This window comes from Pseudomonas sp. MF6755 (assembly GCF_016405635.1).
GTDB classification, from domain to species: Bacteria; Pseudomonadota; Gammaproteobacteria; order Pseudomonadales; family Pseudomonadaceae; genus Aquipseudomonas; species Aquipseudomonas haemolytica.
In genome coordinates this window covers 64112-76446 of the sequence record NZ_JAEKDA010000002.1, presented here as the reverse complement: position 1 = coordinate 76446, position 12335 = coordinate 64112, and the positions used below count along the sequence as shown (strand labels likewise).

The window sequence follows — 12335 nt, the reverse complement described above, 5'->3', positions numbered from 1 at the left end:
GGATGCTGCCGTTCTGGATCGCCCTGCAATTTCTCAGCAGCCTGCCGATTCGCTTGCCGGGCATGCCGCAGCCTCATGAGCTGGGCCGTTCATTGCTGTTTTATCCGCTGGTGGGGCTGCTGTTCGGCGTGCTGCTATGGGGCCTGAACCTGATGTTGATGGGCGCGCCCTTGTTGCTGCATGCCGCGCTGCTGCTGACGGCCTGGGTGTTGCTCAGCGGCGGCCTGCACCTGGATGGCCTGGCGGACAGTGCCGACGCCTGGCTGGGTGGCTTTGGTGATCGTGAACGCACCCTCAGCATCATGAAAGACCCACGCAGCGGGCCGATTGCGGTGGTCACCCTGGGCCTGGTGTTGCTGCTCAAGTTCAGCGCGTTGGTGGCCTTGATCGAACAACATAATGGCGCCGCCTTGATCCTGGCGCCGCTGATCGGGCGGGCTTCGATGTTGGCGCTGTTTCTCTCTACGCGCTATGTGCGTGCAGGAGGATTGGGCCAGGCACTGTCAGACCATTTACCGAGGATTGTCGGCCAACAGGTGCTGATTCTCAGCGGGTTGGCGTGCATCCTGATCGGCGGCTTCAACGGCGGTATCGCGGTATTGCTGGCGGCGCTGTGTTTCATGTGGCTGCGCCAGTTGATGGTCAAGCGTCTTGGCGGCACCACGGGCGATACCGCAGGCGCGCTGTTGGAGCTGCTTGAGGTGGCTGTACTGGTCGGGCTGGCGCTGTAACGTTTTCTTGCATTTCCTTAACTCCGGGTATATACACGCTCTATGCTTGCCTCTCAATGTTTATGCACTAACCTGCGACGTGCCGCCCGTGGCGTCAGCAGGCATTACGACGGCGCTCTCGACGGCTTCGGGATCAACGTTGCCCAGTATTCTTTGCTGTGTAACTTGCAGCGCCTCGACCAACCGAGCATCTCCAGCCTGGCCGAAGCCATGGGCCTGGATCGAAGCACCTTGGGGCGTAATCTGCGAGTGTTGGAAGGCGAGGGCCTGGTGCAGTTGGTCGAAGGTGACGATCTGCGCAACCGCCTGGTGTTGTTGACCGAAACGGGCCAGGAACGACTGGCCGCCGCCTTACCGGCTTGGGAGGCGGCGCAGCAGAAATTGATTGATAAGCTGGGCGCCGAAAAGCGCGAAACGTTGTTGGCCTTGCTGGATGAACTCGCCTGAAGCGCGGTTTGTTCGACTACAAGCGGGTATATACCCGCGAGCGGAGAATAAGAAATGACCTCGATGTGGCGCACCAGTGGTTGGATCCTTGTGGGGAGTGCGCTGATCCTGGCGTTGTCCTTGGGCGTACGGCACGGCTTCGGCCTGTTCCTGGCGCCGATGAGCAGCGAATTCGGCTGGGGTCGTGAGACCTTTGCCTTCGCGATTGCCTTGCAGAACCTGATCTGGGGCCTGGCGCAGCCGTTTACCGGAGCCTTGGCCGACCGTTTCGGCGCGACCAAAGCGGTGTTTGTCGGTGGGGTGTTGTACGCCGTGGGCCTGGTGTTGATGGGCATGTCCGACTCGGCGTGGTCGCTGTCCCTGAGCGCAGGCTTGCTGATTGGTATTGGCCTCTCCGGTACTTCGTTCTCAGTGATTCTCGGCGTGGTTGGCCGCGCCGTCGCCCCGGAAAAACGCAGCATGGCCATGGGCATCGCCAGCGCCGCAGGTTCTTTTGGCCAATTCGCCATGGTGCCCGGCACCCTCGGCTTGATTGGCTGGCTGGGCTGGTCTGCGGCCCTGCTGGCGTTGGGCTTGATGGTGGCGCTGATCCTGCCGCTGGTCGCGATGCTCAAGGACCGGCCGCTGCCGGTCACGGTCGGCCAGCAAACCCTGCGCGAAGCACTCAAGGAAGCCTGTTCTCACTCCGGGTTCTGGCTGCTGTCCTTCGGCTTTTTTGTGTGCGGTTTCCAAGTGGTGTTTATCGGCGTGCACTTGCCGGCGTACCTGGTCGACCAGCATCTGCCGGCCACGGTGGGTACCACGGTGCTGGCCCTGATCGGCCTGTTCAATGTGTTCGGCACCTACACGGCCGGTTGGCTGGGCGGGCGCATGTCCAAGCCGCGCCTGCTGACCGGCTTGTACCTGTTGCGGGCCGTGGTGATCGTGTTGTTCCTGTGGGCGCCGGTCACTGAAGTCACGGCGTATCTGTTTGGCATGGCGATGGGGTTCCTGTGGTTGTCCACCGTACCGCTGACCAACGGCACCGTCGCGACCTTGTTTGGTGTGCGCAACCTCTCGATGCTCGGTGGGATTGTGTTCCTGTTCCACCAACTCGGCTCATTCCTCGGCGGTTGGCTGGGCGGGGTGGTCTATGATCGAACCGGCAACTACGATTTGATCTGGCAGGTGGCGATTCTGCTCAGCCTGCTCGCCGCGGCCCTGAACTGGCCGGTGCGTGAGCGGCCGGTAGCACGTGTGCAGGCGCAGATGGAGGCGGCATGAGTTTAGCGGTGCGTGTGATGGCCATGGCGGCGGGGCTGCTCTTGTTGCTGTTGGTCTGGTGGGGTTGGCAACAGGGCGGCCTGGCGTTGATGCAGTTGGGCATGGCGATCTGTTAAGTTCAATGCCTGAACTGACTCAAGGAGTTTCGACATGCTGATGCGTTGGCTCGCTGTACCCGTACTGATGGCTGTTGGTGGCCTGGCCATGGCAGCCGACTGTCCGCCTTTGTTGGAGGGCCAACTGCCCAAGCTGCGGGCCAAGGAATCCATTGACCTGTGCCAGCGCTTCGCCGGCAAGCCCCTGGTGATCGTCAATACCGCGAGCTTTTGCGGGTTCGCACCGCAATTCAAAGGTCTCGAAGCCTTGTACCAGCGTTACAAGAGTCAAGGCCTTGAAGTGATTGGTGTGCCGTCCGATGACTTCAAGCAGGAAGCCAAGACCGGGGAGGAGACTGCCAAGGTCTGCTACGTGAATTACGGCGTGACCTTCACCATGACCGAGCCGCAGAAGGTCAGGGGACCGGATGCGGTGCACCTGTTCAAGCTGCTGGCGCAGCAGAGCAGTGCGCCGAAGTGGAATTTCTATAAATACGTGGTGGACCGCCAAGGCAAGGTGATTGCCAACTTTTCCAGTGTGACCAAGCCGGACAGCCCTGACTTGATCAAGGCTGTAGAAGAGGCGTTGGCGTCCAAACCCTGAGCAGCAACCACTGAAAAGCCCCGCCTCCTTTGCAGGAGAGCGGGGCTTTTTTATACCGCTGTGAATCAGAAGCGGTAGGTCATGCCCAGGCCGAAACCGTTGGCACTGTTTTCATACTTGGCGTTATAGCTGGCCAATTGGTTGGAGCGTGCAACCTTGACGTCTTCTTCCTTCAGGTAGGAGTAAGCCAGGTCGACGGTCATGTTAGGCATGACCTCGTAGCCCAGGCCCAGGCTGAAGATAGTACGGTCGCCGGTAGGGATGCGTGGCGAACGATCCGTATTGTTGGTAGGCGACTGGTCGAAGGTCAGGCCGGTACGCAACACCACTTGCTTGGTGAGCTGGTACGAAGTACCCACGGCGTAGGCCCAGGTATCGTGCCAGTTCTGGTCTTCCTTGATGGTGCCGATCAGGGCCGGGGCGAGCGCGCCGCCGGTAGCACCGCCGACCACGCCTTCGTTCTTGACGGTGATGTCTTTCAGGCGGCTCCAGCGCGTCCAGGTTGCACCCGCGTAGAGCTTCCAGGCATCAGTCAGGTCTTGGGTGACCGAAAGGTCGTAGGACTCAGGTGTATCGATCTTCAGCGACGCATCGTAGCGGTTGCTGCGCAAGGCGCCAGCGGTTGCCGCCGGACCGCTGACTTCGGTGTGGCCGTCCAGCTTGTAGCTGACCTTGGAGTGATAGGTCAGGCCGACGCGGGTGGTATCGGTGGCTTGTACCAGCACGCCGATATTGAAACCCAGCGCGGTGTCATCACCCTTGATCTTGATATTGGTGGTCGGTGCGGCAGGGTTCAGCGTCAGGTCCGATTCCAGGGTGCCGGCAATACGGTTGAAGGTAGGGCCAAAGCCGACGGAAACGCGGTCGTTGAAGGCGTAGCTGACCGTCGGTTGGAAGGTGATGACTTTTACTTCGCTTTTGCTGCCAAAGGGAGCGCCCTGGAAGCCGCTTTCGTAGTCAGTCACCAGGCCGAACGGTGCATAGACGCCGAAGCCGACAGCCCACTGATCGTTGAGTTTATTGGTGTAAAAACCGAAAGGGACGGCAGTGAAAGGCACCATGTCGCCTTTGTTGCTGCCGCGGGAGCGGCCGCTGACGTCGCTGATATCGGTGGAGGCATCAATGGCTGCAACACCGCCGGTGATCTGCTGACCTTCCAGGCGTGCCATACCGGCAGGGTTGCCGAACACAGTGCTGGCATCATCGGCAGAAGAAGAGCGACCTGCGAAACCGGTACCCATCCCGCTGACGCTCTGTTCGTTCAGGGCGAAGCCGCTGGCGAACAGTTGGGAGGATGCCATGGCAACGGCGAGGCTAAGTGTGGTCTTGAGCATTACTTTTTTCATTATTAGAACTCCGTGGTGATCACCGCTGCGGAAAGTATCAATAAATTTCACATCGCGCTATAGGCTGTAATGTGTGAGATAGAGCGGTTTTGTAGGACAATCCGACCAAAATCCGTGTTTTTTGGCGAATCTTGCAAATTGCCTGATCAGCAAGCCACCTGTTTTATTGGGTTGACACAGGTTTGCCAGGCGCGGGTGAAATCTCGCAACCGGCCCTGAGGGTGAAAAATTTCTTTCCAGATACGCGCCATTGCCAGTACATCGCCGGGCGCCGGTAGGGCCGGACGCTGTTGTTCCACCAGCAACCAGGCGATCGCCGTGGCGTATCTCAGGTTGACGGTCAACTCCAAGTGCGGTGCGCTGAGGAAGGCGTGTTGGCTGGCCAGCCCGCGTACCAGGCTCGCCCGCTCGGGGTCCAGGGCCAGGTAGTCATCCCACAGGGCGCGGTGGCGCGGTTCGGTGATGCTGTAGAGGCCATGGCCACGCCGATCATGCAGGGCCGAACCCAGTTCCGACTGGCTGGCGGCAATGCCCAGCAGCAGGGATTCGGCTGTCGGGTTATGGCGGCCTAGGTATATCAACGTCGGCCTGATCACATAACGACACAATTCGCTGGCGGCAATACCCATACAAGCCTCAACCGATGAAGGGGGTGGACGAGACCTGAGAAGGGGAGCTTGGCAGCGGTGGATCGGATCTCAGGCCCGTCGCAAGCGGAATAGCCCGCTTGAGTTGAAGTGTAGTGTCATATTCATGGTGTAAAGGACTGTTTTTAAAACATCTTCTCCATCCAGTTATAACGTTTATATCTATTCATACTTAGCGCAGGGGCTGCAATACCAAATTGCGGGCAATAAAAAACCCTGTTTTTTAGACAGGGTTTTTGTGTTTCAGCGACTCGGGTCGATCAGGCAGTCAGTGCCTGACGGGTACGCTCGATCACGGCCTGCAGCGGTTCTGCGCTGGAGTATTGATCGGGGTACAGGCGTTCGCTGTGACGCGCGATGCCGTGTTCGTTGACCAGGGTGAAGCTGAAGCAGCCTTTGCGAGCGGCCATGATCAGGCAGTTCATTGGGGCAAAAGCATTAGTGAGGGTGCGAATGGCATCCTGAGTGTGGATTTGAGCGTTCATATTATTGGTGTTCCTACAAATGACACGGATAAGAACCGTGCAACGTTAAAACGTTCCAGTGACGCTGATCACAATTGATCAAGCGAAGAACCTGACTGGAACAAAGCAGCCAGTTTGAAGCGCTGATAAGTTAGGCGCGCTTGGGCTGGCAGGTAGGTACTTAGGAGGGCAGGCAACACAACAGGGGCAAAGGTTCTGGGCCCAGGGTGAAGATCCTGATCAATTTGCAGGTTGGTTCGGTCAGAGTATTGAAACTTCGCGGCACCCTTTGCTTGTTCAAAGGCAGTGTCGTCGCAAGAAATACCTGGAAACCATCGAGGTGGTCGATCCCATGTGGTTCAAGGGAGTTGGTCGACCAGAATTGACTTTCAGCTTGGTACTAACGCCGCGGATAGTAACGGATTGAAACAGGGAAAGGAAGTGCGCTGGCAAAAAAACTTCAATCAGCCGCCTAGCCACCCACGATAGACCAGCACTGTCATGGATGCTGCCAGGGCACAACCCAACCCGTAGGCGGCGAGCGTCAGGCGCAGGGACTGGCCGGTCTCGATCACTTTCATGACATCGCGCAGGTCATTGATTCTGCCTTCACTCAGTTCGGTACACAGGCTCACGGCGGTGAAGGCCGCTGAAAGCAGGATCGCGCTGGCGAACAGCGCGCCGTCCGGGGAAGGTAGCAGGGCATTGATTCCCAATGATGTCGCGCAGATGGCCAGTAGCAGCACGGCGAATAACAGAATTCCTTTCATCGGCTTTACAGGGGGTCATTGTCGGTGCAGCAGTGTGGCGAGCCTGGACAGATTTGAAAAGCCCTCGGCTTTGTTGCGGCAGTAACATGTTTAACGCGCGTTGAATCAAAAAACGCCGGCGATATAACCATTCAATGGTGACTTGTGCACATTCGTTGCGGCGTGTGTAACCTCACTGTCACTCGCCTGGAAGTGTGCCCATTTGCCTGTAATCAAAATTCAAGTCAATGAAAAATCTCACTTTTTTTTATTGGTGAAAAAATCGTCAGTTTGACTGCGGCCCCCATTCCATGGGCCTTTGCGCCACTTAAAGGGGGGTTGTCCACTGAGTTATCCACAGCTTCTGTGGATTGTCCCGAGCGCTTGCTCTAGAACGGGCGTGCAGGGTTTTTTCAGCTTTACCTGTACGAAAAAAAGAGTAGAGTGGCGCGCCTTCCGTTCTGTCCCGCAGTGCTTTATGAAGTTTCGCTCAGTATCACCTTCTGTTACCGACACTCCCCAAACTGTTACCGCACCCAAGCGTTTTTCCTTGAAGGTCGCTTTGTGGTTGCTCGACAGCCCGCGCCTTGGGCAAAGCAGCAACATCAAGCATTTCGCTGGACGTTTGCTCAAACAGCCTGCCCGGGAAGGGGTAGTGGCTGCACAGAGCCGTCTTGGCCAACTGATGTGCCGTGAATGCGGGAATGCCCGTGACCGTCGCATCGGTCACGATCTGTTGCGCTCAGCCGCACGCGCCGGTGACCGCCGCGCCCAACGCGAACTGGGCCAGGTCGAAGACTGAGCTGTCCTCCAGACCTGTGCTTGGTTACCCTTGATTTTTTTCGGTGATGGCAGAAATGGCTATGGTTGTTGACTGGACCAGTATCGCCTTGGGGCTTGTTGGCGCAGCGGTGCCTTTATTGGCGCTGTGCTGGCAGGTTCAGCGGCGCCTGAGCGCACGCACCACCGGCTGGGAACTGCTGGAAGAGCGCCTGGCGACAGCGCAGCTGGCCCAGGAAGGGCTCGCCGCGCAGTTGGACGCCAGCCGTGATGAGATCAGCGACCTGAGCCACGCCAATGCCGCCAAGCAGGCTGACCTGGCTGCTCTGCGCCGCGAAGTCGAGCTATTGCAGATCGATCGCGATAACGCCCGCGATGCCGCCCACGCCTGGAACCTCGACCGCAGCGCCAAGGAAACCGAACTACGCCGTCTCGACGCCTTGGCCGCGGCCCTGAGCGCGGAACTGCGCGAGCAACAAGAGAGCCACCAGCAACGCCTCACTGACCTGCAAGGCTCGCGGGACGAGCTGCGTGCGCAGTTCGCTGAGCTTGCCGGCAAGATCTTCGACGAGCGTGAACAGCGCTTTGCCGAGTCCAGCCAGGAACGCCTGGGCCAGTTGCTTGACCCGCTCAAGGAGCGCATTCAGTCGTTCGAGAAGCGTGTCGAAGAAAGCTATCAGAACGAAGCCCGCGAGCGTTTTTCCCTGGCCAAAGAGCTGGAGCGCCTACAGCAATTGAACCTGCGCCTGTCGGACGAAGCCACCAATTTGACCCGCGCGCTCAAGGGCCAGAAAACCCAGGGCAACTGGGGTGAGTTGATCCTTGAGCGGGTGCTGGAGCACGCGGGCTTGGAGAAAGGCCGTGAGTACCAGACCCAAGTCAGTCTCAAAGGCCCGGATGGCGAGCGTTTCCAGCCTGACGTGCTGATCATGTTGCCGGGCGACAAGCAGGTGGTGGTCGACTCCAAGGTCAGCCTGACTGCCTATCAACAGTACGTCGCGGCGGAGGATGAGGTGATTGGCCAGGCCGCTTTAAAGCAGCATGTCCTGTCCCTGCGCAATCACGTCAAAGGCTTGGCCGGCAAGGACTACAAGCGTCTGGAAGGTTTGCACAGCCTGGATTTCGTCCTGCTGTTCGTGCCGATCGAGGCGGCTTTTTCCGCTGCTTTGCAGGCCGAACCCAACCTGTTCCAGGAAGCCTTCGACCGTCATATCGTGATTGTCAGCCCCACCACCTTGCTCGCCACTTTGCGGGTGATCGACAGCCTGTGGAAGCAGGAGCGCCAGAGTCAGAACGCGCGGGAAATCGCCGAGCGTGCCGGGTGGCTGTACGACAAGTTCGTGTTGTTCATCCAGGACTTGGACGAAGTGGGCAATCGGTTGCAGCAGTTGGATAAGGCTTACAGCGCGGCGCGCAACAAGCTGACGGATGGGCGCGGGAATCTGGTCAGCCGTACTGAGCAATTAAGGCTACTCGGCGCCCGTGCCAGTAAAAGTCTGCCGGCGGATCTACTCGAGCGGGCGATGACAGATTCGGATGGCGTAGCGCATCTTCCCGAATAGACATAGAGCCAAATGTGGGAGGGGGCATGCCCCCTCCCACATTTTGACCGAGTACAAGCCTTTACAAAGGCAGGTGCCTGCTTAACAGCGCCCGCAACGCCGCCGGCTTCACCGGTTTGGCCAGGTAATCCAGCCCCGCCCCATGCACTTCAGCCACCATCTCTGGGCGGCCATCGGCGCTGATCACCACGCCGGGAATCGGCTCGGCCAATTGCGCACGCAACCAGCCCATCAACTCGGTGCCGGTTTCGCCATGGTCCAGGTGGTAATCCACCAGCGCCAGTTGCGGGCGCATGCCGTCGGCCAGCAGCGCCGCGCATTGGGCCTGATTGGCAGCGGTCCAGACTTCGCAACCCCAGCGCGTCAGCAGGCTGCGCATGCCGATCAGAATGCTTTCTTCGTTATCCACACACAGCACCCGTGCGCCGCTCATAGGCAGGCCGTTTTCCGCCGGTGCCTTGGGCTGCGGGCTGGCCTGGTTACGCGCCAGTGGCACACACACGCTGAAGACGCTGCCCTTGCCCGGCCATGAGCGCACGCTCAGGCGGTGGCCCAGCACGCGGCACAGGCCATCGGCAATCGCCAGGCCCAGGCCCAGGCCCTTTTCGGCACGGGTCTGGTGGCTGTCCAGGCGCTTGAATTCTTCGAAAATCACCTTCTGTTTATCCTGCGGAATACCCGGGCCGCGATCCCAGACTTCCAGGCACAGTTCGCCCTTGCGTCGACGTACGCCAAGCAGCACTGGGCCGTCGGCATAGCGGAAGGCATTGGTCAGAAAATTCTGCAAAATCCGCCGTAGCAGCTTGATGTCGCTGTCCACCCGCAAGCGACTGCCGTGCCAACGGAACCGCAAGCCTTGCTCGTGGGCCAGCGCCTTGAATTCAGCGCCCAAGGTGTCGAACAGCTCATTGAGTACAAAGGGCTGGCGTTGTGGATTGATCTTGCCGTTTTCCAGGCGTGAAATATCCAACAAGTCGCTGATCAAGTCTTCGGCCGAGCGCAACGAGCTGTCCAGGTGCTGTACCAACTGCCGTGCCTCGCTGGACAGGCCATCGTGCTGGTGGGAGAGGGCGGCGGAGAACAGCCGCGCAGCGTTCAGCGGTTGCATCAGGTCATGGCTCACCGCCGCCAGGAATCGTGTCTTCGACTGGCTGGCGGATTCGGCCACGCCTTTGGCGTCGGTAAGCGCCACATTGAGCTGCGACAGTTCATGGGTACGCTCGGTTACTCGCTGCTCCAGGCCCTCGTTAGCCTCGGTCAGTGCTTGTTCGGCTTCGCGGAACGCAGTGATGTCGGTGAAACTCATGACAAAACCGCCACCGGGCATCGGGTTGCCGATCAACTCGATCACCCGACCATTGGGAAACAGACGTTCGGAGGTGTGCGCGCGACCCTGGCGCATCCAGTGCAGGCGGCGGGCCACATGCACTTCTGCTTCGCCAGGCCCGCACAGGCCACGCTCAGCGTTGTAGCGAATGATGTCGGCAATCGGCCGCCCAACGCTGATCAAGCCGTCTGGGTAGTTGAACAGCTCCAGGTAGCGTCGGTTCCAGGCCACCAGCTTGAGGGACTGGTCTACCACGCTGATGCCTTGGGTGATGTTCTCGATGGCGCCTTGCAGCAGGGCGCGATTGAACTGCAGCACCTCGGAGGCTTCGTCGGCGATGCGTACTACGTCCTCCAACTGCATTTCCCGCCCTTCGATCGCGGCTTTCACCACTGCACGCGTCGAAGAGGCCCCAAGTACACCGGCCAGTAAGCGTTCGGTATGGGCGATCCAATCGTTGTCGGCATTCTGGTTGGGGTTGAAGCCTTTGCCCTGGCGATAGGCGAAGCGAATAAAGCTCTGCTGGGCGCGTTCTTCACCGACGAAACGTGCAGCCAGGCTCAGCAGGTCACTGATCTGCACCGATAACATGGAGCGGGCATTGGCGCGCTGGCTGGTTTCCTGGCCGATAAAACGGCCCGCCTGCCAGTGCTCGGAAACCCGTGTGCGCGACAGCATTGAAACCCATACGAAGAGGGTGAAGTTACCCGCCAGGGAGAACACGGTGCCCAAGGTCAGCGAAGTCACTGAAAGCCCGAACGGATGGGAATGCATCCAGGTCAGGCCGGGGAAAAGACTGAGCGACCAGCCGAGGCTTTTCGCCGTCACCGGTAGGACCAAGGTGTAGAACCACAGGAACGTACCGGCGGCCAAGCCGGCGAATACACCTCGCCGGTTGGCCTGCTTCCAGTAGAGCGCGCCGAGCATCGCCGGGGCCAGTTGCGTCACGGCGGCAAAGGCGATCTGGCCGATGGTGGCCAGGCTGGCGGTCGAGCCCAGCAGGCGGTAGCTCACATACGCCAGCAGCAGGATGATCACAATGCTCACCCGGCGCACCGAGAGCATCCAGTGGCGGAACACTTCGAACGGTCGCTCGGCACTGGAGCGTCGCAGCAACCAGGGCAGCAGCATGTCGTTGGAGACCATGGTAGACAAGGCGATGCTGGCCACAATCACCATGCCGGTGGCGGCCGAGGCGCCGCCAATGAACGCCAGCACGGCGAGGGCCGGATGGGCCTGGGCCATCGGCAGGCTGATCACATAGGAGTCCGGCAGCACCGAGCCAGGCAACAACATCTTGCCGCCCAGCGCGATGGGCACCACAAACAGCGCGGCGAGGATCAGGTAGGCCGGGAACACCCACTTGGCCAGGCGCAGATCCTGAGGGTCAATGTTCTCAACTACCGTCACATGAAATTGTCGTGGCAGGCAAATGATCGCCATCATGGCGACGCCGGTCTGCACCACCATCGACGGCCAATTGATGGTCTCTTTCCAGTATTCCTCCAAGCGTGGTGCAAGCATTGCCTGGCCGAACAGATCGCCGAAACCGTCGTACAAGCCGTAGGTGACAAACACACCGACGGCGAGAAAAGCGAACAGCTTGACCAGGGACTCAAACGCAATCGCCAGCACCATGCCCCGGTGGTGTTCGGTGGCATCGAGGTTGCGGGTACCGAACACGATGGTAAACAGCGCCAATACCAGCGACACGATCAAGGCGGTGTCCTGGGATCGAGTGCCGGTGGTGTCGGGGCCGGCGCCGATCAACAGGTTTACGCCCAGTACGATGCCCTTGAGTTGCAGCGCGATGTAGGGCAACACGCCGACCAGGCAGATCAGCGCCACCACCACCGCCAGGGATTGGGACTTGCCATAGCGAGCGGCGATAAAGTCGGCAATGGAGGTGATGTTTTCCTGCTTGCTGATCAGGATCATCTTCTGCAGCACCCAGGGCGCCAACACCAGTAACAGCACCGGTCCCAGGTAAATCGGTAAAAATGCCCACAATTGCTCGGCGGCTTGGCCTACAGCGCCGAAGAAGGTCCAACTGGTGCAGTACACGGCCAGCGACAAGCTATAGACCCATGCACGCACCCGCGGCGGCAACGGCGCATGGCGGCGGTCACCGTAGAAGGCAATGGCAAACATAATGGCCATATAGGCCAGGGCAACGGCGGCGATCAGCCCGCTGGACAGCGTCATGGTAACTCCGAACATAGGAACACCCAGGCATTCCAGGCCCGGGTGGACAGTCTCGCATGATGCCTGGTGTTAGTCAGTGTCGACCAAGGTCGTGTGGGATCTAATGTCGCAGGCG

Annotated in this window: 11 protein-coding genes; 6 read left to right on the top strand and 5 right to left on the bottom strand. The window is 59.6% G+C overall.

All coding sequences use genetic code 11. From position 1 onward, the window contains the following. Positions 1 to 2: 2 nt before the first annotated feature. The 4 genes from JFT66_RS02740 (at position 3) to JFT66_RS02725 (ending at position 3140) form a co-directional block, all read left to right on the top strand. On the top strand, positions 3 to 731 hold the full coding sequence (locus JFT66_RS02740) for an adenosylcobinamide-GDP ribazoletransferase (protein ID WP_198858703.1): 729 nt from the start codon (positions 3 to 5) through the stop codon (positions 729 to 731). A gap of 42 nt (positions 732 to 773) precedes the next feature. Then, positions 774 to 1178 (top strand): MarR family winged helix-turn-helix transcriptional regulator, encoded by a 405-nt coding sequence (locus JFT66_RS02735; protein WP_153838126.1) that lies wholly within the window; start codon positions 774 to 776, stop codon positions 1176 to 1178. A gap of 63 nt (positions 1179 to 1241) precedes the next feature. Next, positions 1242 to 2441: an MFS transporter gene (locus tag JFT66_RS02730; protein WP_161793247.1), complete on the top strand. Its 1200-nt coding sequence runs from the start codon at positions 1242 to 1244 to the stop codon at positions 2439 to 2441. A 150-nt stretch (positions 2442 to 2591) separates the two neighbouring features. After that, complete coding sequence (locus tag JFT66_RS02725; protein WP_153838125.1) at positions 2592 to 3140, top strand: glutathione peroxidase; 549 nt, start codon at positions 2592 to 2594, stop codon at positions 3138 to 3140. Between the two features lie 65 nt (positions 3141 to 3205). On the opposite strand, the gene JFT66_RS02720 is transcribed toward JFT66_RS02725, so the two are convergent. From JFT66_RS02720 to JFT66_RS02705, 4 genes are all read right to left on the bottom strand, one after another. Then, entirely contained in the window at positions 3206 to 4486 is a 1281-nt protein-coding gene (locus tag JFT66_RS02720) for an OmpP1/FadL family transporter (protein ID WP_034117119.1), read from the bottom strand. A 146-nt stretch (positions 4487 to 4632) separates the two neighbouring features. Beyond that, positions 4633 to 5115 carry a hypothetical protein gene (locus JFT66_RS02715; protein WP_034117118.1) on the bottom strand — a complete coding sequence of 161 codons (483 nt, stop codon included), beginning with the start codon at positions 5113 to 5115 and terminating at the stop codon, positions 4633 to 4635. A 278-nt stretch (positions 5116 to 5393) separates the two neighbouring features. Continuing rightward, the gene (locus tag JFT66_RS02710; protein ID WP_005790139.1) at positions 5394 to 5618 is read right to left on the bottom strand and encodes a hypothetical protein; all 225 of its coding nucleotides are present in this window, start codon (positions 5616 to 5618) and stop codon (positions 5394 to 5396) included. A gap of 443 nt (positions 5619 to 6061) precedes the next feature. After that, positions 6062 to 6367, bottom strand: a complete 306-nt coding sequence (locus tag JFT66_RS02705) for a hypothetical protein (RefSeq protein ID WP_034117117.1) — start codon at positions 6365 to 6367, stop codon at positions 6062 to 6064. Between the two features lie 457 nt (positions 6368 to 6824). On the opposite strand from JFT66_RS02705, the gene JFT66_RS02700 reads away from it, so the two are divergent. Continuing rightward, positions 6825 to 7148 carry a hypothetical protein gene (locus JFT66_RS02700; protein WP_034117116.1) on the top strand — a complete coding sequence of 108 codons (324 nt, stop codon included), beginning with the start codon at positions 6825 to 6827 and terminating at the stop codon, positions 7146 to 7148. Positions 7149 to 7323: 175 nt separating this feature from the next. Continuing rightward, positions 7324 to 8688, top strand: a complete 1365-nt coding sequence (gene rmuC / locus JFT66_RS02695; RefSeq protein ID WP_167524269.1) for a DNA recombination protein RmuC — start codon at positions 7324 to 7326, stop codon at positions 8686 to 8688. Between the two features lie 61 nt (positions 8689 to 8749). Here rmuC and JFT66_RS02690 read toward each other — a convergent pair whose 3' ends face one another. After that, the gene (locus JFT66_RS02690) at positions 8750 to 12220 is read right to left on the bottom strand and encodes a hybrid sensor histidine kinase/response regulator (protein WP_198858702.1); all 3471 of its coding nucleotides are present in this window, start codon (positions 12218 to 12220) and stop codon (positions 8750 to 8752) included. Between the last annotated feature and the right edge of the window lie 115 nt (positions 12221 to 12335).